This window comes from Komagataeibacter sucrofermentans DSM 15973, from assembly GCF_040581405.1.
Taxonomy (GTDB): domain Bacteria; phylum Pseudomonadota; class Alphaproteobacteria; order Acetobacterales; family Acetobacteraceae; genus Komagataeibacter; species Komagataeibacter sucrofermentans.
Genome location: NZ_CP137158.1, coordinates 26,989 through 51,608 on the forward strand (window position 1 = coordinate 26,989; position 24,620 = coordinate 51,608).

The following is a 24,620-nucleotide window of genomic DNA, read 5'->3' on the forward strand; positions in this document are numbered from 1 at the left end:
CGTTGCTTTTTATTTCATGCAGGCCCCGAGAGCAGATTTGGGTCTTCTTTGGAATTTGCTTTCGCTAAATTGACCCGCAGGGTCATGGCAGGCGCTTAGTACGACTTGATATATCCTAATTATTCCCTATTATGGGATCAATTGGAGACGCACATGATAGAAATCCAGCCCGTTACCCCACGCGAAGCGCAGTTTCTAATCGGTATGTCAGAAAAGGATATCAACCGGGCGATTGATCGTGGGGAAGTAGAGAAGATCAGCGAGCCGGAAGAGGGCATGCCGGTTCACGGTGTGGAGAAAGGGCGTAGGCGGGTACGAAAGATCGGCCTCTCGGAGTTGTTGTTTCTGGCGCTTGAAAAGCAGATGCATGCGGATCTAACTCCGATGGGGCGTCGGAAGCTATATCAGGCCTTCAAAAAAAATGAAGCAAAAGCCAGAACCGTAAGCTTTGGTCCTTTTAAAGCCAATATTACCGAAATTCAGCGTAACTCTCTATCCAAATACAAGAAACTCCTCGATGCCAAGAAAAATATATTAGAGGAGGATGGGACTGATCCTGTTATCAAGGGAACGGATATATCTGCTTATCGTGTTGCTGCCCTCGCACAGGGACAGACAATCAAGGAGATCAAAGCGGACTATCCGACCCTGACCGAGGAACAGATTGAATCTGCTATTGCTTACACGGAGGCTTATCCCAAACCTGGGCGTCCATATCCGGTCCGTAGTTTCCGGCGGGCGGCTGGTGCATTGGCCGAGATGGGTATTTTTGATGCCATAGAGACTGGAACTGAATCGGCAAAAGAATGATATTACTTCCCAGTGATCTGGACACCGATGGTCTCGGCTAACTCGACTAGAGCCGCATAAGTGTCTTCATTTTCCACGATATCGACCGAAGGTGCAATACTGCTCAATGGATCTGGTGGCAAGCGATCTCCAAATAGGATGATAGCGCGCGCACGGTCGTCCTGACGCGACACCCACTCTAAACCTTGAACGTCTGGGCACTGAGCGTGAATGGCTTCGGCCCACTTGCGCGTTTGAGGATATATATCCTTATCAGTCTCAATGAGATCAACACGTGGAATACCGAGCTTGCGCAAGGCTGTGCTGCTAAGATCTGCAAGCGTGAGGTCAGTCGAGGACTGAAGTTGTGAATATTGATGGTTTTTTAGCTTTCGCTTTGCAACGGTCTTCAGTCCTGGCTCATGGGGAACATCATGGAAGACGGTCTCCATGGCTGCACATTCTAACGTCGTGCCGCCATAAATGGTCGGAATGGATATACCATTTGCATCAATGATCGGGCTAAATCGGGCATTTCCTTGGGGACCAGGATTGAACGTATTTGCTCCGTAAGTCTCAGGATGGATGCGGTGGATTGTCTTGTCTGCCGACCAAATCGTTTTTTTTACGAGAGCATTAAGGTCTGGAGGGGGACGCGCGATTGTGCGGGACGTTGCTGTGACGGCGACAGGCGGGGTCGACGGTGACTCTGTCGTCTTCGGTTTTGCGCGAGATGTGGATATCTTCGTTGTACCGGAATGCGCGGTGCTACGAGACTTTGGCTGAGTTGGCCGCCTCGGTTTAACCATGGAGCACACCTGCAATTTCGTCTTCTGCTGCCGCTAAGACGCGCTCTGGCGCACTTTTAAGTAAATCCTTAGGAGCCGTGCCGCCAAGAAAGCTGTTTGCTGACGCAAACCAGATTGCAATGTCCCATGCATCCAGTTTGCCTTTGAACACCTTTAGAATTGGGACAAGTCCCTTGATTGGGCGGTATTGCATGTCGCGGTCGAGTGCATACGCCGGATACAGATCATTCCCGTCATGTCGCAAAGCAAAAACTTTTCCTTCGCGTTTCCATTTGTTTGGCTGGGCGCTGGCATTTTGGCCTTTGAAACCTGCAATTTCAGATAGTCGAACAGCGCTGATCCACTCTGCGCTCTCAAGAACCGTTTGCCGAGCATCTGCGTTCATGCGTGCCTCAGTAATGAGGTGCTCGGGAGGAGACGCAGCCGGAACAAGTGCATCAACAAGCTTCTTGAGGGTCGCTGTTTTATGAATGGCAAGCCGATCAATGATCAGGGGAGCAATAAGCCGAACGGCCTCTGCAAATGCCGATGCGGTGCTTTTATTGGCATGTGCAAGTTGAAACACAACGAATTGATTGTTGTCTGTATCCTGCAGACTTTCGCGAATTTCACGAACAGAGCCAGTTATCGGCTTAATGCCGGTGTTCGTGATTTCTCGATTTGGGACTGCGACCATGATTTCCTCCTGGGATATGATAGATAGATATATATATAGATATCCTACCTAGTCAATGATGGTGAGTAGCGGTGATCGTTCCGTGACGGGTGATGCAGCAGGCGACGCCTAACACCACTTGTGAGGTGGCGAGTTCGAAGTCGATTGAGGCACGCGTAAGGGCTTTGGGCAACATGGGAACGAACAGGGCCTGGGGCAGCATTGAAGGCAAATTTGGTACCTTGAAGACCGATGCTGCGCCCGAAGCAGGGGGGCGGATCTGCGCTCTTTTTTATACGCACCTGCACTATGGCGGGGAGTGCGAACACCGTTTTCTACGCGAGGAGCCGACTGCTGGTAGGAAGGGTGCCGTAAAAGGCGGGTGCCAGAGTTCGCAGAAGGTCATATATGACGGTATAAGGCGTGTTGTATGTCAGATATGAATTATAGTCATGGGCTCACCCAAATTTCGCTTGGCTCTTGAACAACTTGGCCATGACCTTCGTGGCGCGCGCCTGGAAAAGGGAGATTCCGGTGTTGGGATCGGCACTCTGGCCGACCTGATTGATATCCGCATGGACGATCTGGGACTGGCGTTGACTGCTGAACGTCAGCCTCGTCGAGGCCGAGCTTCCGCGACCACGTTACGCAGGCAGCAGGACAAGGATAAGGCCGCGCATGGGAGAACGGGTGTTATTGATCTGGACGGTGCTTCGTTCTGATGCCTGATTTCAGCGCCAATATCGTAATCGGCGTTTGCTTCAACATCGCTGTAACATTCAAGACGTGAGGCAGTCAGGCGAATATCGGTCACTTTCTACCCAGTGGTAAATTCGAGTTCCGATTGTTCATCAATGGCGCGCAGGGTTTCATACAATCCTGCGGCCACGCCTCTACCTTCCACGATCTCATCCGCCAGTTCATCCAGAACGCTGGCAAATGCTTCATCGGTCGCGAGACCGAAAACATTCATGCGCTCGCTTTTTCTGCGTTCGATCTCGCTATTTGCTGTTCCCGAGGGAAATACGGTGGCGAGCATCCGCAGGGCGCGGGCAAAGTGGATCCGTTTGTAAAGGCGCGAACGGAGCGCCGTGTCGCCAGGCGTCGTCGAGAAAGACCAGAGTTCGATTGGCCCCAGGACGTTCACCAGAAGCTGTTCATACTTTGCTTCTCCGGCCGACATGTCCACGAAGAACGGCGCACCATTCTTTCCCGGACCCGGCAGCGCGTTGCGGATGACATAGGCGCTGGCATCGGACAGCTTGAAGCGTCGGATAAGGCTGTCTGCCGTCTCCTGATCACCGCATTTGAGGACCCATCGGGCGGTTGATATCTTGTAGAGGTCCTCGCTGAAATCGGTATGGTTCTGTGAAATGAAGGCGAGCTGGACGTTGTGCTTGCGTCCCTCGCGGCCGTCGCGCACAGCCTGCTTGTCTACCTGGGGCGCGGGTTCGGTGCGGTGCCACTCATCGAAGTCGACACGTTTCGTCGTTTCGTACATCTCCGTGAAACGGGCGAGATGATAGTCCCGCATGGACGGGGGCATATGCGGGTCGTCCGCATAATCGGGATGCAGAAAGAAATTCCGGGCCAGGATATGGCGGCCAAGCATATACATGAGTGCCGTCTGGCGGTTGGCTGCGGGAGAGCCGGAAGGTGCCACCTCGGCAAGATCGAGAACGATCACGCGCGCATCCCCCATATCCAGCCTTGTCGGGGACGCCAGCATGGGAAAATTCTTGATCACGTTCATGATGTAGCGATCAAACGTGTCGATCAGGCTTTCACCAGTTTCCAGGGTGATCTTGGAATAGCGTTTTTCGATTTCCGGGCTGCGGGCCGCAATCAGCAGATCCTGCAGGACCGGTATGGCATGACGCTGGGCAAAACCTGCGAGGCGGTACTCCCTGAGACTGACAAGGGCATCGACGACATCCCGCCACCATGTCGGATCGTCCTCTCCCGCATGGTGGGGCAGGCTTATGCCCAGCGATGTTATTGCGGCATCGACATCCGGCTCGATCCCTGGCGTGTAGATTTTAGGCGTGCTCCCCTGCACCCCGGTACAGAGGCGGTAGGCTTCATCAATCACGTCCTCTACCAGGTGGTCCATGCCCTCCCAAGGCCTGCCATCCAGCGGCGTGGCAAGGAGCGAGATGAAATTCTGCAGGAAAACGCGCTCGAGTGGCAGGGGATATTCCAGTCCGACCTGGGTATCGAAGACATTGACCTCGAAGCCCGGGATTGCCTGCATTTTGACGTAAACCGCCTCGTGCTGGCGTTCGGGGCCAAGCGCGTTGCGCAGCATCTCGATCAGTCCGCGCGAGGACGGCCCTATATCGAGCTTGCCGATATAGGGGAGCTTGGTGCCATGGCTGCTGATCGCGGCGCTGCTGAGGATCAAGCCCAGCAGAATGGTATTGGCCAGAACGGATTTTCCGCCGCCAGGCGGGGCTACGATAATGTCTACGACGGATGGGCGTAGCCCGCCCCCGGTCGGATCGTAGGGCCAGATTGAACCATCGGGTTTGCGGAAGAGGATGGATCCTCTCTGCCACGGTGATGCACTGCGTGCCCACGGCATCATGGAGAACGCGTCACCGACAAGGGCGAGCGATGAGGTCGCAGTCGAACCGAGCGCCAGGGCAGGGACAGAACCCATGGCCGCTTCCAGCGGATCGCCGGAAATCCGAGTTGTCTTGCTGTTGCCCCACGCATCAATCGCCTGGGAGAGGTCCGACGCCTGCCGTCGCAGCTTCGCCTCTGCTCCAACCGGAGCCCAGGTTGTGGCGGTCATGCGCATCCGCACGGAATTATGGTTGTTTTTCTGGCGCTCGAGCTTGAGTGCGGCAAACGCCCGTCGAATGTCGCTATTTCCGGGGAACATCGCCAGAAACCCGGCTCCGGCTTCCTTGAAGCCGAAGGCGGCGCGGCCACCACCCTCTAGGATCATGGCGCTGCGCCATGGCAGTCTCTTGCGGCCGAGTACGCTGGACAGTTCGGAAAACGGGCGCGGATCCTCTGGGCCAATCGTCATGTCGACCGGGGCGTATGTATAATCCCCCACGGTCACGAGTTGCCCGCCTTTCGTTTCGGCGTCGGCATTGAAGATCTGGTCCCGGATCGCCGGCCAGAGCAGGCCCTGCGGGTGTGGCTGCGGGTCATCCAGATCGTCGGGAAGCCGTGGCATGACCCGGTCACCCAGCAGGGTCGGTTTCCAGGCGGAGCCCGCCGTTTCACGATAGGTCGCTTCGCGCGCGACCTGCAATGCCTGATGTGGACCAAGGAATTCGCAGGAAATGTCGAACCCCTGCAGGGCAGCCTGGACGCGTGAAATGAACGATTCATGGCGGGCCGCCATGATATCGGAGCGCAGGGCAAAACGTTGGGTATTGCCCACGCGGGGAAATTGGGAGGCAAGGGTCCGGCGCTCCTCTGCCACCTGTTTGCGGTCCTCACGTGTCAGCACGCTGGGCCGGGTCCACAGGACGTAACAGGTGGCTTCCCAGCGCATGACGTTTGGCCAGCGCCGGCGCCTCTCTTCGATGACGTCCGAAAGGTCCGCTCCGATCTGTCGGGCTATGGACCGGCAACCATTGAGGCTCAGGCGGTCAATCTCGATACCTGAACGCTCGGGATCGGAAATATACCATCCCACGATGGCATGGCCACGTTCTTCAAGGAGACCCTGCAATTCTATACGCTGCTGCTCGGCGAGTGCTTCCACTTCCTGCCGCGTGCACATGCGACGCAGGCCATTGATGCGCAGTACGGAGACATATTCACCGCGTTTGGTGATGAGATGGTCCCCGTGCGTACTTTCCACATCGCAGAATGAGGCAAGGGGCTGGCGCAGCCCGAGGCTGATGCCGGCCAGCAGACTGGAAAGAATACCGCCCATTGATGTGATCCTGTCATGTCATGACCGGTTGGGGATCGGCATCAAGCCATTCCCTGACGAGCGCCGGGTAGATGTCGGTGGGGCCGTTGTAGAGACGGCCCAGGGGGAAGAGCCGGATGCCGTCCATCAGGGTGGTCGCGCTTTCATTGATCTGCGGGTCCGCCCGGTTCGCCATCAGCAGGGCAGTCGCCAGCAGTCGGGGAGAGGTTGTCTCCAGCCGCCGCCGGGCTTCGGTCGTTCGCGCGTGCAGAGCGCGGAGCACAGCGAGAGCGCTTTTGCATTGCGCAGGAATCATCGTGGTATCCGACCCTGACGCGATCGCGTCCATTGCACGATACCAGACGGAATCCTGTCCGTTTGGCCCATTGCCGAGCGTCTGCATGAGGGCCTGATGCGCGCAGCGGGTCAGGGTCATGATGCGGGTCTGCGGCAGTTTCGGCCACCATATCAGGACGGCTTCGCGTTCAATGGCCGGACGGGTCGGATCCTGCAGGATGTTGCATAAGGCGCAGACAGGCCCGGGTCCGTCACCATGCCATGGAAACCTGCGACCAGGCGTTATCAGGCCGCAGCAGGCACATGTGAAAAGGCCCGGCTCACCCATCTTCCTGGCGCCTGGCGCTGACGGATCCCATGGGCGCGGCAGCAGCCGGAAAGACTGGGTGAGACGGGCCATTGCGATCGGGTTCCTAGCCGCCGCTCGTGAACTGATAGGCCTGAGCCTGCGTACCAACGGTTGCCGAGCCACCGGACGCGGTGTTGGCAGCCTTGTTGATCCACTGCGGACCCGTTGCGAAAAGACCGCACAGCACGATGCCGGCGATTGCCATACCGACCTTTCCGGGCGAACGGTTCTGTTCGTTGCGGCTCTGCCAGGCCGCCCATACGCCGCCGATGAAGCAGATGAAGGCAGCGACATACATGCATGCTGCAGCGACAAAGCCGCCCGCTGTCAGCCCCTCCTGGGCGGTGGCCTGCATCTGGGCCCCGATACCGTTTGCGCTGCCGGTTGCGGATTGGGCCAGCGCATGGCTGGCAATGAGGATCGGGACGGCCAATGTGCCAAGTGCCGTGACGGCACGCTGGCTGTATCCGACCCGTTTGGTCACAAGACGCGTCAATCGCGCCGCGTCGGGGATGCTTGTGCGAGAGAGGTTCATGGTCAAGGGCTCCGTTAAAGAGGGAGGCATGTCCCTCAGAGGAGTCTTCGGCCAGTAACATGCGACTGCGAATGTTTTTTCCGAAAAAATCTACCTTGTCGAACATTACACTATGACTTCGGTATAAAAATGGCTATCCGGCGTTTGGGGTTGATGGGCTGAATCCCCGGCTGGTTGGGAAGGCAGCTCAGGCCACCGCCTGAGCTACCAGATCGGGGTGCCGTCCGATGACCCGAACGTAGGCTACAGCGAAGTCGGGGGCCATCGCCCGTGCCTGCTCCCAGTCCCGTAATGTACCGACAGGAACGCGGAAACGGCTGGCAAATTCGACCTGAGACAGACCGAGATCGTTACGGGTTTTACGGATCAACCGCGCCCTTTGCCCACGCTCCATGCCTTCGATGGATACCGCGCGGTCTTCGGAATCCGCCGGATCAGCAGGCAGAATGATATGCTCTCTCTTCACCTTTGTTGCTCCTTCTCACGGAAATAAAGCGGGGCAGATCGTCCCGCCAGACAAACACACCGGTGAACAGCTTCTCGCCCACGACGCCAACCACTTTGTAGCGATCCTCCTCATCCTCAATGCGGATGGTGGGCAAGATCAGGTGATTATCGTCCTCGAAAATACGGTCGCCAAAGGCCAGAGACAGTTTGTGCTTTTTTTGGTTGGCGAGGTCTTTTGCGGGGTCAAACCTGTTATCCATGAGACGATAATACGGGATTACCGTAGTTGCTGTAAAGTGAAAACTACGGGCATCCCGCAACTTTTAGCCATTTCGACAGGTCACCATCAACCTCGTATGCCCGATAGCATAAAAATCCGGGGCATATATCTTTATCCAGAATCGCTCGAATATTTAGTAATAATGAAATATTTCTTGTTTAATTTCTATAAAATATGAACAGTAAGCGAAAGTGATCGAGAATAGTTTAGGTATTAACGTGAATACACCCTTATTTCTGCATGGACCTCAAATTTTATGGGTCTGTTATACTAATTATAAACAAGTATCATACGATCAACCATTGATTGGAACGGACGATAAACTCTCAATTATCCTTGATAGGCATTTTAGAAATACCATAACCAAGAACGCCAATGATGATTGGCATGCCAATAAAGGCGAAGAACTGCATAAAGGTCATTCTCGAAGCCCTCCTAAAACGGCTTGTGCCCGCTGATGGAGAAAATACGCCATTCCCAGCCAGAAAGCGACTCCCAAGATAACGATATGAGTAGGAACGCGGTTGGCTGTCAGATTAAAAAATGACGCAGCCAAAGGAGATAGAACACCTAGCGAAAGGCAAGATCCCGCAGCGGTATTCAGCAGGTTTGCCCGCAGCTTGGTCCGTTCGTTATGAACAAGATTACCCATCCCAGCCATCGCGTTCGGCGGCTTCAAGTTCCCTTGCGATCAGCCGGCGGATTGCTCCAGCACGGTTAATGCCCTGGCGCACGGCCACATGTGGCCATCTCTCCAGATGGCGCGCGCCCCGCTTTTTCGGGTTATTATTTCCCAATTTTATCATGTTTATCGGTTATCAAAAAAAGGCGCAGGAAGAAAGTATCGAACCTTGGCCAATCTCAGCGCTACGGGTTGGGTCATAATTTTAGCCGGACATTGTCCAGTGGCTCAGGATCCAGGTTGCTTCCTTGACGGGATTGAGGAGGATCACGCCGAAAACGAACTGGATGAGGCAACTGAGTTTTGAGCGGTTTGTTTTTCCGGTCGCCGACGCGTTCCACGCAACGACCGCCATGAACGCCGCCCAGGCGCCGAACATTTCGAAGAACAGGGCGAAATCACTGACGATTGACAGGATGGCATCCTCTGGGCCTGTCCCGGAAATGACGCTTCCGGTCGCGGCATCCGTGTAGCCGGTGACAGAAGCTCCCAGCGAAACCTGCGTATCGAGACCGGCAGAGGTGGTGGATTTGGTGAGTATCCTGTCAAAAGTGGCGAAGACGCCGGACAGGACAATCCCGATCCAGGGCACCCAGGGACGGCCGACGAACGGGTTCTGGGGCTGGCGCTGCTGCCATAATCCCCATGCCCCGGTCAGGAAGGCAATCCACGCTGCAATATAGCAGGCCATTGGCAGCAGCCAGGCCATGGCGAGAGCGAGATCGTTGACGAGGTTGACCAGACCTTGCACGTCGATGTGTCCTTGCCTTACTGGATGATGCCGCGTTCAGCCTGGATCACCCACATCGTGCCGCGTTGAGAGATGGCGCGCACTCGACCATATCCGCGGAGATCGGTGCCGATTTCGATTTCGGACTGCGGCGGTTGTCCGGCCGGCGCAGCGTCGTCCTGCACCATGGCAAGCTGGGGAGATGCGGCAAGTATCCGGTAGTGGGGCGTCCATGTCGGGGGCGGAGAAGGAGGCGTCGGGCGCATTTTCGCTGTCCGGGACGCTGGAGATTGCGGCGGCGTTGGTGCTGGCTGCGGCTCGGCCGCCGCCGCTTCCAGAGCTGCCCGTGCCTTGTCGGCCGCGGCGCGTGTGGCGGCCGGTCCATCTGACGGGGGCGCTTCGGCGTCGGCCACGGCTCGTTTGGCTTCGAGGAGCGACATCCGGCGGTTGAGATCCGAAGCCTTTGCCGTATCTGCGATACGCAGCCGGTCAAGATCCTGCCGGAGTGCTGCGATGTCGCTGCGGGTCCGCTGCACCAGTGCTGCTTCTTCTGTTACAAGCTGCAGTACCTGCAACTGGTCGTCCGATGTCAGGGGAGCCGCTTGCAGGCGGGTTGCTTTCTGGACCGCATCGTCCGTCGGAACAGCCTTTTCGATGCCAGTGTCGTGTTTCTGCGCGGGCGTGTTCTCGGCCGACGGGGTAGCCGGTATTGGGCCGGCGGGATGGGGCGGCTTTTTCATCGCAAGGAGTGCCTTGAGATCCTCATCTGTAGCCGAGACCTGAGATGCCGGGGGTGATGGCAATGATGTAGGTGAGTTCCCCGGCGCTGGAGATGCTTTGGGGCCTGATGGCAGCGGGGCGGAAATCATTCCGACTTCCTGGCCCAGAGGAGACGCCTGCCTCTTTGCTATGCCCATCACGAGGAAGAGGGAGAGCAGACTGCCGACGGCAGTACCCGCGATCATGACCTGCCTGCGACGCGGAAGCGCCCTGAAAAGGGCTATGGCATGTGGAACGGGTCGGTTCCTGTCAGGTGCTGCTGTTACAGGTTGAAGGTGAGGGGAGGGTGGCTCGGCAATTGTGTCCGCCTCGGGCGAAGGGTCAGGCTCGGGCATTGTGCCCAGCTTGCGGAACGGAACAGGTTCGATGCCGCGATCCGCGCTGAACGGATCCCGGGACGTCGTTGCGGTTGCGGCTGAGGTCATGGTGAATGCTGCCTTCTGGTAGAGAGTGCAGAATTCGTCGATATCATGCGACCGGTGCCCGAAACCTTAGCAGCCTGTCGGGTTAGGGTACCCTGTGAAGAGGTGAAGTTGTAAGGTGGTGAGATGAGCAGCTTCATCCCGTTTGACCGGTCTCAGCCGTATCTTCTGCCGCCTGATCTGAAGTCGTGGCTTCCTGCTGATGATATGGCGCATTTCATTGTAGCCGCCGTTGAGCGGGTTCCGATGAGTGCGTTCTGCGTGCCAGTGCGCACGGGAGGCAAGGCGCAGTATCATCCGCGCCTGATGCTGGCCCTTCTGATCTTCAGCTATGCGAACGGGTTGTTTTCCTCACGCCGGATCGAGCGGGCGACATATCGCGACATCGGGGTGCGATTCGTGGCGGCGAACCTGCATCCGGATCATGATACGATTGCGACCTTCCGCCGGACGAACCGGACAGCCATTGAAGCTGCATTTGCGCAGGTCCTGCTTCTGGCGCGCGAGACGGGTCTGCTGCGTCTGGGCGTGGTGTCGATCGACGGCACGAAAATCGATGCTGACGCATCGAAATACCGTTCGGTGCGCTACGACCGGATCAGGGCGCTGCGCGAACAGCTGGCTGTGGATATCGCGAAACTGATGGACCAGGCGGAGCATGCGGACGTCACAGACAGAGATCCGCAGGCATTGCCGGAAGAGCTTGCCCGGCGGGAAACGCTGAAAGCGAAGCTGGACGAAGCCTGCGCCCGGCTGGAAGCTGATGCGAAGGCGCAGGCTGAAACGGCGCGACCGGCCTACGAGAAGAAGAAAGCCGCTTATGATGCGAAAACAGGGCGTCGCGGCCGGGCGCCCAAACCGCCCGATGATGAACCACCACCCGACCGACAGATCAGTCTGACCGATCCCGACAGCCGCCTCATGCGGCGTTCGGACGCCCACGAGTTCCGGCAGGCTTACAATGCCCAGGCCGTGGTGTGCGCCGAAGGCAGCCAGTTGATCGTGACAACCGACGTTGTCGCCACATCAGCGGATGCGCCGTCCTTTGCCGACACGGTGCTGTCGATGGAAGACACAATCGGTCTCCCAAAGACAGTGCTCGCCGATACCGGTTACGCCAGCGGGCAGGCGGTCCGGAAACTGCGGGAAAAGGGCATTGATCCGCTGGTCGCCATTGGACGGCCCTGTGCCCGCAGACCTTACGACTTCCGACCCCGGCCCGCAGAAAGGGAGCCACGCCGGATAACCGAACCCTGGCGGCTTGCCATGAAGGACAGGCTGGAAACTACAGAAGCCGGAGATCTTTACAGACGACGAAAACAGACCGTGGAGCCGGTCTTTGGAATTATCAAAAGCATCATGGGCTTCAGAAAATTCAGCCTGCGTGGCCTTGCAAAAGTCACGACCGAATGGACACTCGTTGCTCTCGCATACAACTGTAAAAGAATGGCGCGGCTTCAGGCAGCATAAGCCAGGTCAGCCTTGGCGTTATCAGCCGCAAAATGCCCAACCCGACAGGCTGTTAGAGACTGTTTGAAAAGTCAGCACATCATAGCATTTTAAAATTAAAGGAAGTTTTTGGTGAAGCTTTTTGCAAAAGCTTCGAAAGAACGCCGCCTTTTTGAAAAAAGGCAGCACCCAAAAACTTTTATTATTTTTTATCAATGGGTTGTTTTCAAACAGTCTCTTACTTCTTCATGACGACGTCCGACATGAAGATCACGCCAACACTGACCTGAGCGGCAAGATTTACGCGCGGCTGGGTCGGCATCTGCTGCATGAGCGCGCTGTTGACCTGCGAGGCCGCTGCACCGGCCGCCACGCCCAGTTGTTGCGGGAAATTCAGTGACTGGACGTAGTTGACGTTGCCGAGGGCTCCGATCGAACCGGTCGTGTTCGACGTCATCTCGATCGCCTGCCCGAGCCCCTGGACAAAGGCGGCTGCGGCGGGAAGAACAAAGCGCTCAACGTATAGCTGGTCAACGCTTGAGGCCACCGCAGCTTCCATGGTGTCCGGCGCAACCACCATACCTTCGACCTGGATCGGGGTTGGATCATTTTTATGGAAGACCTGATCAACGCGGACAACCAGCCTGTTCAGATGTCCCCCGGCCCTTCTGACGGATGCTTTCATCCTGTCGCCAGCGAGTGGACCTGAATCAGCTTCCAGGATGATTTCTCCCCCGAGATCGCTGTTGGTTGCTGAAACCGTATGGGCGTAAATCCCCCGCCCGGCAGGAACAAGGACGCGGGAGAGGGCCGTCTGGGAATTTGCTGTCGCCGCCGAAGTTATTGAAGGGGAGACCATCGGTTTCTTTGTCTGCTCCCTTCCGGTTTCCGTCTTTTCATACAGTACATTTGTGACAGGAAAGCGTCCATCAAGACGGCCTGCAAGATCCATGATCGCATGTCTGTATGCGGTGATGGCGTCCTTCTGGAGCTGCGGGTCACGTGGCACGGCGGCGCGGAAGGCTGCATCCGTCTGCACTGGTACGACGGGAACGCTTGGTACGACCTCAGGCGCGTGCGGGGCTGGCGCCGCGGCGGCCTTGGCCATCGCCGGGTTGACGTCCGCCCCGACCTCCTGGGCGACTGCGGGCGGGGGAGGCTTGTCGTCGGGATGGGTGGGCGTGCCCGGTGCAATATCGGGTGAATACGATTGTCCTGCAGTCTGTGCCCGGTCTGCCTCGTCGCGGATCTGATCTTCGCGGAGTTCCTGCTGGCGCGGATTGGAATTCAGGCCGCCGGGCAGGGGGTTGGCGGCGGGCGGCCTGCCGGGGTCCGAGCGTGGAAGCTCCTTACGGTGGATGGTGGAGATGAGCAGCGTGACACCCAGAACGGTGCCGATACTCCCAAGGATTGCGAGCAGACGCCGGTTTCCGCCCCGCGACGCATCACTGAACAGCTGGTTGAATCTGGGTTTCATCACTGTGCGTCCCTGATATGGGCCGAGACCGTCCGTCCCGCATCGGAGAGAAGGACAACGGGGGACTCATGGAAGGCATAGAGCGTGTATCCCCCTTCACCCTGCTCCATGCTGTCCGAGGAGGGCGTCATGAGATGAAGGCGCGTGCGAAGATAGACCTCGTTTCCAATCCGCCAGGCGCGCACGTCGTCGGGTGAAATACCCTCGACGGCCAGCGGAACGGCTGACGCTGGTGGAATGCCGCTTAGCATGGCGTTCATGTAGGGCTCGCCTGTCGCGGGCACTCCGGGGCGGCTGTCGACCGGCTCCCGGGCATTGGGCCCTCCCTCGGACATGCGAACGGTCAGGTTGTCATCGTAGGATCCACGTCCCGCGATCAGCAGGAAGGAGACCGGCTTTGGCGCGTTCTGAAGCGTTACGAGCAGTCCGCCTCTGGGCTGGAGCGACATCGGTTCGACATTGATGGTATTGGAGCCCTTGAACGGGACGCAGGTATAGAAACCTGTTGTCTCAACCGCAGGATTCCCGGCTGATGCGCCGCTTTTGCCGGAAGCACAGTTCGTGCTGCCGTCCGGGTTGGCGGAATTGCCAGACGTATTCCATGCGATCGGCCAGGGCTGTCCCGTGCTGTCCACGAAGGACAATGCGGTCGGATAGCCTTTTGTCGTAAAGATCAGGCTTGTCTGCTGACCAGGCGCAAAGGAGACACGGATCGCCGGGCGCGCATTAGGGGTCGCGAATTCCGTACCGACCTGCTCCGTGGCACGACGCACGTCCTTCAGGCGTTCCCCCAGTCGAAGGATTTCTTCGGGCGTGAAAGGAATGGCCTCATGCTCGGCTTCATCTTCGGCTGCCTGATCCTGATCGTCTGCAGGTGTCGTTGCCGCAGGCCCGGGCTGTGATGGCTGCTGTGCGAGTGCCGCAAGTGGCAGGATGGACAGGGTCAGCGGAAAGAGAGAAAGAATTCGCACAGTTGTCACTCCCTCCCCGACGAGACGACAAGCTGTTCGATGGCCAGTCCATCCGGGTGATCCAGGTCCTCCACGCGATCAATCGTCACGGTTGCCATCAGCATTTGCGTATTCTGCTGGTTGACGTTTTCGCAGGTCTGGATGAAAGGGAACTGTATTACGTAGCGCGCGTGTCCCTGCACGACAGTCTCGGCGCGTACGGTCGCGGCCCGTGTCGGCTGCGCGTAACAGAGCAGTTTTGCATCCCTGAGTTTCGCCAGATTCCCCTGCGTAATGAAAGACTTTGCAAAGGTGTTCCATCCGTTGAGCGTGTAGTGAGCGCCCGCGGTGTTCATCTGGGTTGGAAAATCACGATAGTTGATGTTGTAGGGTGCGATCGCCCATTTGACGGCCCAGCCGAGAAGCTGGTCCTGGCCAAGTACCGGACTGGTGAGCGCCACGGCCGGTCGGGGAGCATTTTGGCCGTCAACGTAGAAATAGAGGGGTGTGGGCGGGTGTGCACGGATATAGGCGTCGTGCGCCGAGAACACGATGACCACGCCCGCCAGTGCGATGTTGAGCAGCAGTGATCTGTCTACAACAATCCCCTGAAAGTCGGGGTCGGTAAGCCGCCTGGTTACTGCGGAATTAAACAGCCGCATGGCGCGCCTCCCTTACGGGGGCATGAAAAAAGGTGGTCATCACTCTACTCTCATTTCCCGACGGTGATGAGAGCAGGCTGGAAGTCTATCTTGCGACCAGCACGTTTTTTCTTTGACGGTTCCCGGCACTACTCAGGCGGCAATGCCATGCGTGGCGGCAATGCTGCGGCGGTATCGTCTGCTGACCCGGTCACCACCCTTGCGGGTGGTCCAGAAAAAGCATCCGCTCTTGCAGAGGCATTCCCGCCGGATGTACTGGTGTTCGCCGATATAATATTCGGCCCTCGCGTGAATGAACCAGGGCACTTTGGCGCCGCGTCGTGGCGGAAGCTGCTCCCAGCAGCTTTGGGATTTCAGCGCGCTTTCCGAAATAAGGAAGTCCCGCGCAATTTCACGCGGGTTCTGAAATGCAAAATGGCGGTAGGCGATTTCAATGTTGGCGGCCTCGTGCCACCGTACCTTGTCTCCTCCCTTATGTCCTGTGAGGGTCAGCCTGTTGAGGCTGTTCCTGACAAGCCATGTCCGTCCCCGCCGGGCTTCATGAGGCAGCAGGGAGGCCTGTTCCCATGTCAGGACAGCTTCGGGATCTGCGGGAATGGCGCTCCGCTTTTCGGCAAGTATGGTCTCCGCCTGTATTTTTGAGAGCCTGATGCGCGGTGGCAGGCCAAGCTGCTTTCTTTTTGCACGCACGCTCCCGGCCGAGCGGCCAAGCATCTCAGCTATGTCGGCGGTTTTATCACCACAGAGCCAGCGTTGGCCAAGGATGAGCAACTGGGTCCTTGTCCATGCTCCCCTGCGTGCAGGCGCTTCGTAAAAAACATTCTGGGGTCGGTCGGCCCATTGCGCGACTGACTCCTTCACCTCCTGCACTGTCAGGGTGAGCATGGTCGCCACAAGGACCTCGTCGCGCAGCCTGGCATAAAGGGCGCGTATCATTTCTGGCGTGGGATAGGTCTGAAGCCATGTAAACAGACCGTGTTTTATGACCTGGCCGAACGATGCTGACTTCATGGCGGTATGCCCTCGTCATCGCGTTTTCGGGATAGGCTGCGTGTTTTGGGAATAATATCTCTTAAGCGTTATATAACCGTCAAGAAATAAATAGCGCAGAACGCGCTAATATGACTCCGGACGCGGTTTCCGGTCCGCGTTGGTGATCAGCCGGGGCACATCACCTGGAATGGACAGTCCAAGGCACAGGGGCTGCCATAAGAAAGGAGACCCCTTTCCTGACAGTCTCCATACCTTCATGCACCCGGTCAGTGGTTTGCGATATCGTCGAGGTGACCAATAATGGACTCGAGATCAGCGAGGGCTTCGAGTTGTGATTGCGCGGACATTGCCCACGCGGTCATGTCCAGGGAACGCAAAAGGTCTGCGTCGTCATGTATTCCGGGGATCAGGTAATAAACGGAGACGGACAGTCCTTCGGCAATGCGATAAACCGTTTCAAGGCTCGGATTTCTCAGCCCTGCTTCAATCAGGCTCAGGCTGGTCAGGGAAACATGTGATTTATGGGCGATCTGGCTCGCTGTTGCCCCCTGAAGCGTCCTGAAGATCTGAATCCTGCGCCCAAATATCTCGAGGAGGTCCTGCCGTTCCCCCGAGGTGAAGGCGACACTGTGTGAATAATGATCGATCGGCAATCTGGCCGGTATTTCCGGCAGGTTAAACGTTTTGGAAATATTGCCAATAATGTCGCGTAATTTCTGGATTGCCAGATTGTAGTCCGAACACTGCTTCATGGTCTTTTTCAGCTGCGTGGCGGATGCCGCCAGATTCAGATGGGCAAACCATGTTCCTTCCGGTGCACCTTGCGGAAGAATATCGCGCGGATCTATCTCAAACACCCGTAGCAGCGCCGATAATGTTTCCAGGGAAACCGGACGACCGGCTTCGATGCTCCGTATGACCGATACATTCAACCGTGCCAGTTTGGCGAGGTGCACCTGCGTCCAGTCAAGCGCAGTCCGCCTGTCATAAATGATTTCCCCGATGTCTCTATATAATTGGCCGGATGCAAATAAGGCCTCGGCTTGCATCTTGCCATTGTCATGGGACATTTTCGTTTACTCTCACGGCGGGCGTTTTCCTCAGCAAAAGAAACTTCCAACATCCAGAAGATATCGACTGGCCGCGTCCTGACAGGGGATCAGCCGTGACGGAACGTCATGATAGTCGAGTTGGAGCCCGCAAAAAAGGTGTCTGAGGTCGCAAAGGCCTCTGCTTTGGTCAGGAGAGCTTGATGGAGACACTCATATGCCTGTTATGCCTGCCGTGGTTATGGCGCTGGCCTCTGGCCCCATATCTGTCACACCTGCCGCGTTTCATCTGGTCCAGACAACCTCTCCGGACACTCCGCCCCAGTCGGCATTGATGTTGCCCTCAACGGGGAGAACTGGCGGGGAGACCTTACCCCCATCGGGAGATGCTGGTCAGGAAGGGCCGGGCGTATTGCCGGGTACTGGTACGGATCCTCGAACATCCGGCAATGTTCCAGCCCGTCGATATTTCCATATCGCCAGTGGATACGGAAAGCAGGTTCCACTTGGCTTCGCCATACGCCAGATCGTTCCGCATGGGGTGCGTGTCGTGTTCGCGGCGGACGTGGACACCAGCGTTCCTGTTGACTGGCAGGGCGGCCGGGAATGGAACAAAGTTCTGGCGACCACGGTAGCCCAGGCGGGCGACGTCATTGATGTCGGTCATAATAAAGTCGCGGTCCGACGTCGAATTCGCTGACCGGTCGCATGATGGCCCGACACCTTCGTCGTAATCACCCGAGGAAGGTTCCATGAACAAGCCCTCATCCGTCCGGAAATCCGGACCTTCTTCCCCGATGCCCAATGTCGCCCTTGCGCTGGATGCGCTCGGCGAGATCTGGCGCATCAGGGGCGGAGAGGACGTCATTGCGATGTTGGACAATGATATGACAGCGAGGACGGCCTGGCACGCCATCCTCGCTGGTGTTGCGCCGCCTGAATGGCCTGATCTGGTCAGCTCCCTTGACGCGCTGATCCCCTATCTGCGCGGCCGCAGGGACCTGTTGTCGGCGGACAGCCCTTTTGGACGTGGCGTGATCTCGGAAAGCAGGCGCCAGGCGCTTCATCGCCTTCTTGCTCCGGAAAGGATTGCCCTGCTGGAGGCTGTGACGCGTCCGGCTAGACGTCAGGAGGCCGCATGATCCGTCTGCGCTTCCGTGTCCTGTTGTCAGTGGCTGCCGCTCTTGTATCGATACAGGGGCATGCGCAGACCACGTCATCAGGCGCCTCTGGCGCCACGACATCGACGGGAAGCGTCGGCTGCGCCGCCCTGACCCAGGCGGCGGCAACAGCCGTAAACGAACGCGTCCAGGCCAACGACGCCTATGAAAAGCAGCCGGATAGCGTCAACGGCCTGTCCTGCCTGAGCAATTTTTTCAACGGCACCGGATTGAATCTCATCACGAACGGCCTTGACCCCGCGGCCCTGCTGCAGGCCGTCGAGGGCCAGATAGGTGGCCAGGTCTGTCAGGCAGCACAGGCCGCATGGGGGAACGCCATGGGGTCGACCCAATGTGGACTCAGTCTGTCAGGCGTTAACCTGGGGCTTGGTTTTGGCTCGAGTAGCGGACTCATGTGCCCGAGCCTGAGTTTCGGTGGTGGTGGTCCGCCAATTGCGACCGCCATTGCGGGGACGTCGAGCGGTACGACTGACCTGTATATCAACGGATCTCCCCAGCTTCCGACCGGATACAGCCTGAGCAATCTCGTGGACGGAGTGTTCTGATGCGCAGGCTGCAGATGGTTGCCATTGGTGCTGCTTCGTGTGTCTGCGTGCTGGCAGTCACGCCGCGTCCGGCATACGCGCTTTTCAGTGATGCCGCGGTCGTTGCAGCGATCAAGCTTCTTCAGGCGTTCACGGGCAATGCCCTCAATACGATGACGAAAAACCTGACGGACAGCATCGATTCAAATCTCAGTAGCCTTACAAACCCGAATTCCGTTGCGTCTCTCCTGACGAAGGGTTTCACGCAGGTTGCCAATTACGCGAAAGCCCAGGTCGGTGCCCAGTCGCAACTCATGGATGCCCAGGACGCGGCGATGGCCGGATTTCTACGGCGTCAGCAGGAAACCGGAATCCGGGATGAGCATCTGATGAACCCGGAATTCTGCGCGGGCCTTGATGCCCAGCAGTCCACCGTGGCCGCGTCCAAAGCGGCGCGCTCTGCAGTGTACGCCATTGCGACCGTGAGTGATCCCCGCGGTGAGGCAGGTCAGGGGACGCCCTCCTATTACGGCAAGTCACAGGGCACGGATGCGAACATGTCCCTGCACCTCAAGCGCTACTGTTCATCCGACGACGTGGCGCAGGGGCTCTGCTCTTCCGTGTCTCGGCTGCCGAACGCCGACCAGCGTGCCGCCAGCCTGTTCGGCGCTGATACCCTGTCCGCGGATGGCGCAGTGGATGCAGCCAATGATTATGCGACCACGCTCATCCAGCCGGTAGCACCGGCGGCCCTGCGTGGCGAGCAGCTGTCCAGCCTTCGGGGACGTGAAGCCGCAACCCGGCGCCGGTCGTACAACAGTCGTATGTCTCTTGCTCGCTGGGTCACGGGCTACGTCACATCTCTTGGTGTTCCGTCTGTCACGCTCACGCGGGACCAGAAGGCCGAAATGACGGCCGAGGGGCTTACGCCGCTCGACAAGGCGTCGTGGCTGCAGGCCATGGCGCTGGAAGTCAATCGCAGGGTCTCCAGCGTAAGCTGGAACGCCTCGCTCCAGGCAATGCCTCCCGCATCGGTCATGCGCGAAGTTGCCACCGAGATGGCGCAGTCCAATTACCTTGCGCTGCAGAACTACCGTCTCGGGCTCTACCTGGCGACCATGGGAGCTGCCCGGGTTGCGCAGGAAGAAGAGGTCGCCTTCAAGGACGGCCTGACACCGATGCCTTCCCCCACGATCAATCCCTAGAGGTTTGCCATGTCTGAGGCCCAGCAGAAAACAGGCGATATCGAGGATGTGCTGAAAACCCTTGATCGCGTGCAGTCCGAATACAGGAAGCAGGCACCCGGGCAGGCCGCCGCATATGATCGGCTACGGCAGGAATCCCGTGAGCCTGACGTTCATAATGATCCCGGCTTCCGTACGCGCGTCGCATACGCCGTGCAGGATGTAGAGCGCCTTTTGGGACCGACGCTTGAAAAGGAGCATCCTCTCCGCACCGAGATGACAGAGCGCGCGGCGCATTACCCAGGTCTGAACGAACCTGTGGTCGCTGCGATGATGCGTGAAACGCATCGCCTTCAGCAGCCAGAAGTAAACGCGATCCGGACACTTGCCAGCGAACTGGTTGAAGGACGTCAGGATCCGGACCACCCGGACATCGCGCACACCATCGAGAACCTGAGGGCGACCGTCTTTCCCGAACCAGGGCATCAGCCAGCGCCAGGGCATGACCATGCTGCCGGGTCTGCGCACGATGAGAAAGGTCAGCCGGACAAAACCCGTGGAATGGCGTCGCCGGGGGAGGGCGCTCCGCCAGGACCGGAGCAGTCGGCCAGCAGTCAACCCGGACAGACCCATACGACGGATCCTCAGAAGGACTTTCGAGAGAAACAGACAGGTCCCGCAAAAGATGCGCCGGAAAGCCGATCGACGATGGATGGCAACGGAACAAAGGAAAATGCGGCAGCGAACACGCGGGAAATGAACGCGGCGGCCAGGGATCAGGAGGACGTCAAGGTTATTCGCGGTGGCGGCTTTGCCCGCCTTGCGGAAGCGATTGCCTCGCGCATTGATAGCCAGCCTGCGAGCCCGGCATCATCGTGGATGGAAAAGGCCGCCGATTTCAGCACCCGGCTGCACAACGCGCGTGACGAAAAGAGCCTGGAGGTGACCGAACGTCTGGGAAAGCAGGCGGTGGAGGCCCTGCGTGACCTCAGGGAGCGGCCAGCTTCCTCCATCATGGCGGCGATTTCAGATGCAGGAAAGGGCGACCCTGACGGTGTTGCCGGTGTGTTGTCGGAGATGAAGGCCGGTGGCCGGTATGCCGATCTGCATAGCCAGTTTGTGACGGAGAAACAGAATAACCAGGCATTTGCGGCGCAACTGGAGAATGTCACCAGCAGGCTCGAAGCCTACGGAAAGGGAAGGGAAGCCGCCGAGGCAACAGGCCAGCGCATGGGAATGCCCGGCAGTGTGACGCAGCGCTTCACCCAGATCGATGCCGAGATCGGCAGGATTGCTGCCGAAGTGCCCGGAAAAAAAGAGGGAGCCAGTGCCTTGGAAGACATGAGCGAGAAGGTCCGCGAGATGATGCACAAGGCTGTGACTGCGGTCACGGATTTCATGACGCGGATGCATCCCGGTCCCACCGCCAGTCCTGCGCCGTGACCGTGCTGCTGGAGGACAAACCATGACGCCCTTTCGTCGCCCTGTATTCGCGATCCTGCCGCTCCTGTTTCTGTCGGCTCTTACCGTGTCCGCTGCAGCGCAGACGGTTGTCGCGACCGGTTCGGGAGATGCAGCCAGCAGCACGGGCTATAACGTGACATGGGACCTGCTTGATCCGGGCAGTGACTGGGCGGCGCAGGTCATCCGGTCCGTATTCCCGGTTTTCGGCCAGGATACGGGCGCGCCCAGCATCGGCAACGAGGCGACCGTCATAGGAACCATGATCGGGTGGTTCTCCGGGTTCGTCATGGCATTTGCGATGGCGGTCGTAAGCTATATCTATTTCATGAACATCCACCGGGGGGCAGAAACAGCGCAACTCCTTGGCAACAACCAGACCAGCATGTCGATTGTGCGGATCGGGATTGCAGCCATCCTGATGTGGCCGCTTCCGACAACCGGCTTTAATGCGGCGCAGGCCGTTGTCGTGCAGGGCTCGCTCTGGGGCATCGGTATGGCGAAGGTCGTCTACGACAAGGCGAAGCAGGCAATCGGACCAGACGGCAAGGTCATCGCACAGCCCCTTATCCCCGGCACAAAGGGGATTGTGACCGGCCTTGTGAAAAATGAGTTCTGCCGGGCCATTATTAACATTGCTGCGAATAACACGAACCTGATTGCTGCCCCGACCGGGCAGACCGTCCTGTCCGTGACCGGCGGGAAGATGGGAATCATCAACTATTCTTACAATATGGCAGCCGGCGCAGGAGACGGGACACCGGTTTGCGGGGCCGTAAGTCTGCAGGCGCCCAATACTGACGCAGTGAATCTGGCCGGTTTCCAGGTCGACCAGGCGGGTATGCAAAAACAGGTTCTTGATTCCGTGATCCTTGGCGACATTCGCAGCCAGGTTGCGCAGGTCGCGCAGAATTACTGGCAAACGAAAACGACAGCGTCCCTGGCCCCACTCATGACCATCATCGTTAATGCCACCAACGATTATGCGTCGCGTCTCACGACGCAGGCGGCACAACTGCGGTCTAAGCTTCAGGACACGGTCAACAATCAGACGCTCGCGCTCCACCAATGGGGGATTTCGACGAACGGAGATGCGGTCAACACCAGCAACCAGATGGATAATCTCGGGTGGACCGGCGCAGGAGCCTACTATCTCGAATTCGCGCGCCTCAATGGCCAGACCCTGTCTCTTATGACCGCAACGCCAACCATCACCACGCCATCCTATTCCGGTCTCGGAAACTATCTTGCCTCGGACATTGCGCCTCTTGTGCAGTCTGCGGACACTTTTATGGAAAACATCGACAGCATGGTTGCGACGCAGGATGGCGTGACCGCGCCGGGCGGGAATGCTGACCTGTACACGGGCGCGATACCGGGTGGAGACGGTGCGGGTCTGCTCGACCAGCTGTTCCGCGCCCTGCACCTGAACGATTACGCCCTGCAGATCGTGACCCGATTTATCGAGCCGTCCGGGACGAACGGCTACTGGACCGATCCGTTTGGCAATCTCATGTCACTTGGAAACTGGATGATCACGACCGCCCTTCTCACCATGGGCACTGCGTCGGTTCTTTCTTCTACGGCCGGGACCGTCGGTATCGGCGTGCTGTCGCTTCTGAGCGGGAATCCTGAAGGTGCCGTAGCGGCAGGGGCCGGGCACGCGCTGATGCACTTTTTTGGCGCGCCGATTATCGGCGGCTGTTTCGCCATGCTTATGCCAGGCCTCACCATCGCCTATGTCATCCCGATGATCCCGTTTGTCATGTGGATGTTTGCCGTGGCTGGATGGTTCATCATGGTCTGTGAGTCCGTGATTGCAGCGCCTCTGTGGATGCTCGCGCATATGACCATGAACGGGGAGGGGCTGCACGGTCATGCAAAACAGGGTTATGCTCTTCTGTTCAATGTCATCTTCCGGCCGGTACTGATGCTATTCGGGCTTTTCCTCGGATATTTTATATTTGATTCAGTGTCGTGGCTGATCCACATGTGTTTCGGCATTGCGGCCGGACTGGTGCTGTCAAACGGTTGGATCGTGAGCAACTTCCTCGGCATGATTGTTCTGGTCAGCCTGTTTGTCATGATTCATGTCACTTTGGCGTTCATTTCATTCAGGATGATCTCGATCCTGCCCCAGCGGGTTCCCGCCATGATCGGATTTGGTGACGTGGACCGGGTCGACATCGACCAGTTCAGCCGGGACGCCGCCGTTGTCGGTATGGCGGGCACGTTGCTCTCGATTCAGCAGTCGCTCGGTGGGAGCGATCGAACTGCGACCCAGCCTATGGATGATAAAAATAGTAAGCAAATATATACGGGTGCAAATAAAGCTGTAGATACGACAATGAAAAAGATCCTATAGTGCGTTACACTTGGAGGGCATGAAATGTTTGGTGGCAACGGGATGAGTGGGCCGGCAGGCTTCATACTCGGACGCATGTCGTGTCAGTATAGCGAGAGCTTGCAACGCAATATCCGACAGGCCCTTCATGGTGTTGCTCCGCCGCATTTTAACGAACTCGAAGAGCAGGTTCGGTTAATCAGTCGCTTGACCGAGGCACTTAATCTGGCAAATGCTCATTCCGATAAACTCGAAAGCCAGTTGGAAGACTGGAAAGACTACGCTCATGGCCTGGAATCCCAGATCAGAGAACTGAAAGACCATTTTTGTCGGACGAGTGCTCATGCTGAGCAGCTTGCCAACGATCTCAAAATATCAAGGGAACAGGAAAAAGACCGGGCGCAAGAACTTGAGGCAATCCGTGTCAATTACCGCCGACTCAGCGATGACCATGTCACACTGACAACCAAGGCCGGGAACATGGAACGACGGATTTGGGGCTACCTTTCCATGGAAAATGAATGGAGAAAGCGGCAGCCCTAGTCGCAAGATCTTTGGTCAGGATGGTCGCCTCTACGCGGGAGACCATTCGTGAAACATTTCATTCTGCCTCTTGTCCTCTCCCCCTGGCTTGCAGCATGCAGCGCTGGCAACGTGTCATCCGCTGCCCATGTGCATGGCCCAAAGGCTC

Annotated in this window: 24 protein-coding genes; 9 read left to right on the forward strand and 15 right to left on the reverse strand. The window is 57.8% G+C overall.

Annotation, left to right across the window (positions count from 1 at the left end):
• Positions 1 to 153 precede the first annotated feature (153 nt).
• A complete protein-coding gene (locus R5N89_RS14105; RefSeq protein WP_110570008.1) occupies positions 154 to 810 on the forward strand; it encodes a DUF433 domain-containing protein in 657 nt (218 codons plus the stop codon).
• 2 nt (positions 811 to 812) lie between these two features.
• Here R5N89_RS14105 and R5N89_RS14110 read toward each other — a convergent pair whose 3' ends face one another.
• Together R5N89_RS14110 and R5N89_RS14115 are read right to left on the reverse strand one after the other, a co-directional pair.
• A complete protein-coding gene (locus R5N89_RS14110) occupies positions 813 to 1,598 on the reverse strand; it encodes an RES family NAD+ phosphorylase (RefSeq protein ID WP_231290174.1) in 786 nt (261 codons plus the stop codon).
• A complete protein-coding gene (locus R5N89_RS14115) occupies positions 1,591 to 2,274 on the reverse strand; it encodes a hypothetical protein (RefSeq protein ID WP_010512313.1) in 684 nt (227 codons plus the stop codon). The genes R5N89_RS14110 and R5N89_RS14115 overlap by 8 nt, the downstream gene beginning before the upstream one ends.
• Positions 2,275 to 2,705: 431 nt before the next feature.
• Between R5N89_RS14115 and R5N89_RS14120 the strand changes: the two genes are divergently transcribed.
• Positions 2,706 to 2,975 carry a DNA-binding protein gene (locus R5N89_RS14120; RefSeq protein ID WP_167370176.1) on the forward strand — a complete coding sequence of 90 codons (270 nt, stop codon included), beginning with the start codon at positions 2,706 to 2,708 and terminating at the stop codon, positions 2,973 to 2,975.
• A gap of 95 nt (positions 2,976 to 3,070) precedes the next feature.
• Here R5N89_RS14120 and R5N89_RS14125 read toward each other — a convergent pair whose 3' ends face one another.
• The 7 genes from R5N89_RS14125 to R5N89_RS14155 all read right to left on the reverse strand — a co-directional run bounded on the left by R5N89_RS14125 (position 3,071) and on the right by R5N89_RS14155 (position 10,418).
• Positions 3,071 to 6,154 carry a secretion protein gene (locus R5N89_RS14125; RefSeq protein ID WP_078524686.1) on the reverse strand — a complete coding sequence of 1,028 codons (3,084 nt, stop codon included), beginning with the start codon at positions 6,152 to 6,154 and terminating at the stop codon, positions 3,071 to 3,073.
• A gap of 13 nt (positions 6,155 to 6,167) precedes the next feature.
• A complete protein-coding gene (locus R5N89_RS14130) occupies positions 6,168 to 6,569 on the reverse strand; it encodes a hypothetical protein (RefSeq protein ID WP_244192276.1) in 402 nt (133 codons plus the stop codon).
• 274 nt (positions 6,570 to 6,843) lie between these two features.
• Complete coding sequence (locus tag R5N89_RS14135) at positions 6,844 to 7,314, reverse strand: hypothetical protein (protein WP_110095207.1); 471 nt, start codon at positions 7,312 to 7,314, stop codon at positions 6,844 to 6,846.
• Positions 7,315 to 7,501: 187 nt separating this feature from the next.
• The gene (locus R5N89_RS14140; RefSeq protein ID WP_110095206.1) at positions 7,502 to 7,780 is read right to left on the reverse strand and encodes a DNA-binding transcriptional regulator; all 279 of its coding nucleotides are present in this window, start codon (positions 7,778 to 7,780) and stop codon (positions 7,502 to 7,504) included.
• The gene (locus R5N89_RS14145) at positions 7,749 to 8,021 is read right to left on the reverse strand and encodes a BrnT family toxin (protein WP_048852463.1); all 273 of its coding nucleotides are present in this window, start codon (positions 8,019 to 8,021) and stop codon (positions 7,749 to 7,751) included. The genes R5N89_RS14140 and R5N89_RS14145 overlap by 32 nt, the downstream gene beginning before the upstream one ends.
• A 907-nt stretch (positions 8,022 to 8,928) precedes the next feature.
• Positions 8,929 to 9,474: a hypothetical protein gene (locus tag R5N89_RS14150; RefSeq protein WP_010511980.1), complete on the reverse strand. Its 546-nt coding sequence runs from the start codon at positions 9,472 to 9,474 to the stop codon at positions 8,929 to 8,931.
• 17 nt (positions 9,475 to 9,491) lie between these two features.
• The gene (locus R5N89_RS14155; protein ID WP_354680722.1) at positions 9,492 to 10,418 is read right to left on the reverse strand and encodes a hypothetical protein; all 927 of its coding nucleotides are present in this window, start codon (positions 10,416 to 10,418) and stop codon (positions 9,492 to 9,494) included.
• 363 nt (positions 10,419 to 10,781) lie between these two features.
• Between R5N89_RS14155 and R5N89_RS14160 the strand changes: the two genes are divergently transcribed.
• The gene (locus R5N89_RS14160; RefSeq protein WP_233043190.1) at positions 10,782 to 12,125 is read left to right on the forward strand and encodes an IS1182 family transposase; all 1,344 of its coding nucleotides are present in this window, start codon (positions 10,782 to 10,784) and stop codon (positions 12,123 to 12,125) included.
• Between the two features lie 217 nt (positions 12,126 to 12,342).
• On the opposite strand, the gene R5N89_RS14165 is transcribed toward R5N89_RS14160, so the two are convergent.
• The 6 genes from R5N89_RS14165 to R5N89_RS14190 form a co-directional block, all read right to left on the reverse strand.
• The gene (locus R5N89_RS14165; RefSeq protein WP_110569798.1) at positions 12,343 to 13,581 is read right to left on the reverse strand and encodes a DotG/IcmE/VirB10 family protein; all 1,239 of its coding nucleotides are present in this window, start codon (positions 13,579 to 13,581) and stop codon (positions 12,343 to 12,345) included.
• On the reverse strand, positions 13,581 to 14,561 hold the full coding sequence (locus R5N89_RS14170; protein WP_078524682.1) for a DotH/IcmK family type IV secretion protein: 981 nt from the start codon (positions 14,559 to 14,561) through the stop codon (positions 13,581 to 13,583). The genes R5N89_RS14165 and R5N89_RS14170 overlap by 1 nt, the downstream gene beginning before the upstream one ends.
• Positions 14,558 to 15,193, reverse strand: a complete 636-nt coding sequence (locus R5N89_RS14175; RefSeq protein ID WP_014106834.1) for a DotI/IcmL/TraM family protein — start codon at positions 15,191 to 15,193, stop codon at positions 14,558 to 14,560. The genes R5N89_RS14170 and R5N89_RS14175 overlap by 4 nt, the downstream gene beginning before the upstream one ends.
• A gap of 132 nt (positions 15,194 to 15,325) precedes the next feature.
• Entirely contained in the window at positions 15,326 to 16,204 is an 879-nt protein-coding gene (locus tag R5N89_RS14180) for a hypothetical protein (RefSeq protein ID WP_205836671.1), read from the reverse strand.
• A gap of 248 nt (positions 16,205 to 16,452) precedes the next feature.
• Positions 16,453 to 17,256, reverse strand: coding sequence for a helix-turn-helix transcriptional regulator (locus R5N89_RS14185; protein WP_110569797.1), 804 nt, complete (start codon positions 17,254 to 17,256; stop codon positions 16,453 to 16,455).
• Positions 17,257 to 17,605: 349 nt separating this feature from the next.
• Entirely contained in the window at positions 17,606 to 17,902 is a 297-nt protein-coding gene (locus R5N89_RS14190; RefSeq protein WP_257997678.1) for a hypothetical protein, read from the reverse strand.
• Between the two features lie 85 nt (positions 17,903 to 17,987).
• Between R5N89_RS14190 and R5N89_RS14195 the strand changes: the two genes are divergently transcribed.
• The 6 genes from R5N89_RS14195 to R5N89_RS14220 are packed head-to-tail and all read left to right on the forward strand — an operon-like array spanning position 17,988 to position 24,472.
• Complete coding sequence (locus R5N89_RS14195; RefSeq protein ID WP_244192243.1) at positions 17,988 to 18,377, forward strand: hypothetical protein; 390 nt, start codon at positions 17,988 to 17,990, stop codon at positions 18,375 to 18,377.
• The gene (locus R5N89_RS14200) at positions 18,374 to 18,961 is read left to right on the forward strand and encodes a hypothetical protein (RefSeq protein ID WP_010511933.1); all 588 of its coding nucleotides are present in this window, start codon (positions 18,374 to 18,376) and stop codon (positions 18,959 to 18,961) included. The genes R5N89_RS14195 and R5N89_RS14200 overlap by 4 nt, the downstream gene beginning before the upstream one ends.
• On the forward strand, positions 18,961 to 20,145 hold the full coding sequence (locus R5N89_RS14205; protein ID WP_110569796.1) for a hypothetical protein: 1,185 nt from the start codon (positions 18,961 to 18,963) through the stop codon (positions 20,143 to 20,145). The genes R5N89_RS14200 and R5N89_RS14205 overlap by 1 nt, the downstream gene beginning before the upstream one ends.
• A 9-nt stretch (positions 20,146 to 20,154) precedes the next feature.
• Positions 20,155 to 21,567, forward strand: a complete 1,413-nt coding sequence (locus R5N89_RS14210; RefSeq protein ID WP_110569795.1) for a hypothetical protein — start codon at positions 20,155 to 20,157, stop codon at positions 21,565 to 21,567.
• Positions 21,568 to 21,589: 22 nt separating this feature from the next.
• Positions 21,590 to 23,950: a DotA/TraY family protein gene (locus R5N89_RS14215; protein WP_110569794.1), complete on the forward strand. Its 2,361-nt coding sequence runs from the start codon at positions 21,590 to 21,592 to the stop codon at positions 23,948 to 23,950.
• 24 nt (positions 23,951 to 23,974) lie between these two features.
• A complete protein-coding gene (locus R5N89_RS14220) occupies positions 23,975 to 24,472 on the forward strand; it encodes a hypothetical protein (RefSeq protein WP_110569793.1) in 498 nt (165 codons plus the stop codon).
• The last annotated feature ends 148 nt before the right edge of the window (positions 24,473 to 24,620 follow it).

Bases quoted from the DNA above. Each gene is read 5' to 3' on its own strand.
- R5N89_RS14105 (WP_110570008.1), top strand. From the start codon at position 154: ATGATAGAAATCCAGCCCGTTACCCCACGCGAAGCGCAGTTTCTAATC.
- R5N89_RS14110 (WP_231290174.1), bottom strand. From the start codon at position 1,598: ATGGTTAAACCGAGGCGGCCAACTCAGCCAAAGTCTCGTAGCACCGCG.
- R5N89_RS14115 (WP_010512313.1), bottom strand. From the start codon at position 2,274: ATGGTCGCAGTCCCAAATCGAGAAATCACGAACACCGGCATTAAGCCG.
- R5N89_RS14120 (WP_167370176.1), top strand. From the start codon at position 2,706: ATGGGCTCACCCAAATTTCGCTTGGCTCTTGAACAACTTGGCCATGAC.
- R5N89_RS14125 (WP_078524686.1), bottom strand. From the start codon at position 6,154: ATGGGCGGTATTCTTTCCAGTCTGCTGGCCGGCATCAGCCTCGGGCTG.
- R5N89_RS14130 (WP_244192276.1), bottom strand. From the start codon at position 6,569: ATGACCCTGACCCGCTGCGCGCATCAGGCCCTCATGCAGACGCTCGGC.
- R5N89_RS14135 (WP_110095207.1), bottom strand. From the start codon at position 7,314: ATGAACCTCTCTCGCACAAGCATCCCCGACGCGGCGCGATTGACGCGT.
- R5N89_RS14145 (WP_048852463.1), bottom strand. From the start codon at position 8,021: ATGGATAACAGGTTTGACCCCGCAAAAGACCTCGCCAACCAAAAAAAG.
- R5N89_RS14155 (WP_354680722.1), bottom strand. From the start codon at position 10,418: ATGATCGCGGGTACTGCCGTCGGCAGTCTGCTCTCCCTCTTCCTCGTG.
- R5N89_RS14160 (WP_233043190.1), top strand. From the start codon at position 10,782: ATGAGCAGCTTCATCCCGTTTGACCGGTCTCAGCCGTATCTTCTGCCG.
- R5N89_RS14165 (WP_110569798.1), bottom strand. From the start codon at position 13,581: ATGAAACCCAGATTCAACCAGCTGTTCAGTGATGCGTCGCGGGGCGGA.
- R5N89_RS14175 (WP_014106834.1), bottom strand. From the start codon at position 15,193: ATGCGGCTGTTTAATTCCGCAGTAACCAGGCGGCTTACCGACCCCGAC.
- R5N89_RS14180 (WP_205836671.1), bottom strand. From the start codon at position 16,204: ATGAAGTCAGCATCGTTCGGCCAGGTCATAAAACACGGTCTGTTTACA.
- R5N89_RS14185 (WP_110569797.1), bottom strand. From the start codon at position 17,256: ATGTCCCATGACAATGGCAAGATGCAAGCCGAGGCCTTATTTGCATCC.
- R5N89_RS14190 (WP_257997678.1), bottom strand. From the start codon at position 17,902: ATGACCGACATCAATGACGTCGCCCGCCTGGGCTACCGTGGTCGCCAG.
- R5N89_RS14195 (WP_244192243.1), top strand. From the start codon at position 17,988: ATGAACAAGCCCTCATCCGTCCGGAAATCCGGACCTTCTTCCCCGATG.
- R5N89_RS14200 (WP_010511933.1), top strand. From the start codon at position 18,374: ATGATCCGTCTGCGCTTCCGTGTCCTGTTGTCAGTGGCTGCCGCTCTT.
- R5N89_RS14205 (WP_110569796.1), top strand. From the start codon at position 18,961: ATGCGCAGGCTGCAGATGGTTGCCATTGGTGCTGCTTCGTGTGTCTGC.
- R5N89_RS14210 (WP_110569795.1), top strand. From the start codon at position 20,155: ATGTCTGAGGCCCAGCAGAAAACAGGCGATATCGAGGATGTGCTGAAA.
- R5N89_RS14215 (WP_110569794.1), top strand. From the start codon at position 21,590: ATGACGCCCTTTCGTCGCCCTGTATTCGCGATCCTGCCGCTCCTGTTT.
- R5N89_RS14220 (WP_110569793.1), top strand. From the start codon at position 23,975: ATGTTTGGTGGCAACGGGATGAGTGGGCCGGCAGGCTTCATACTCGGA.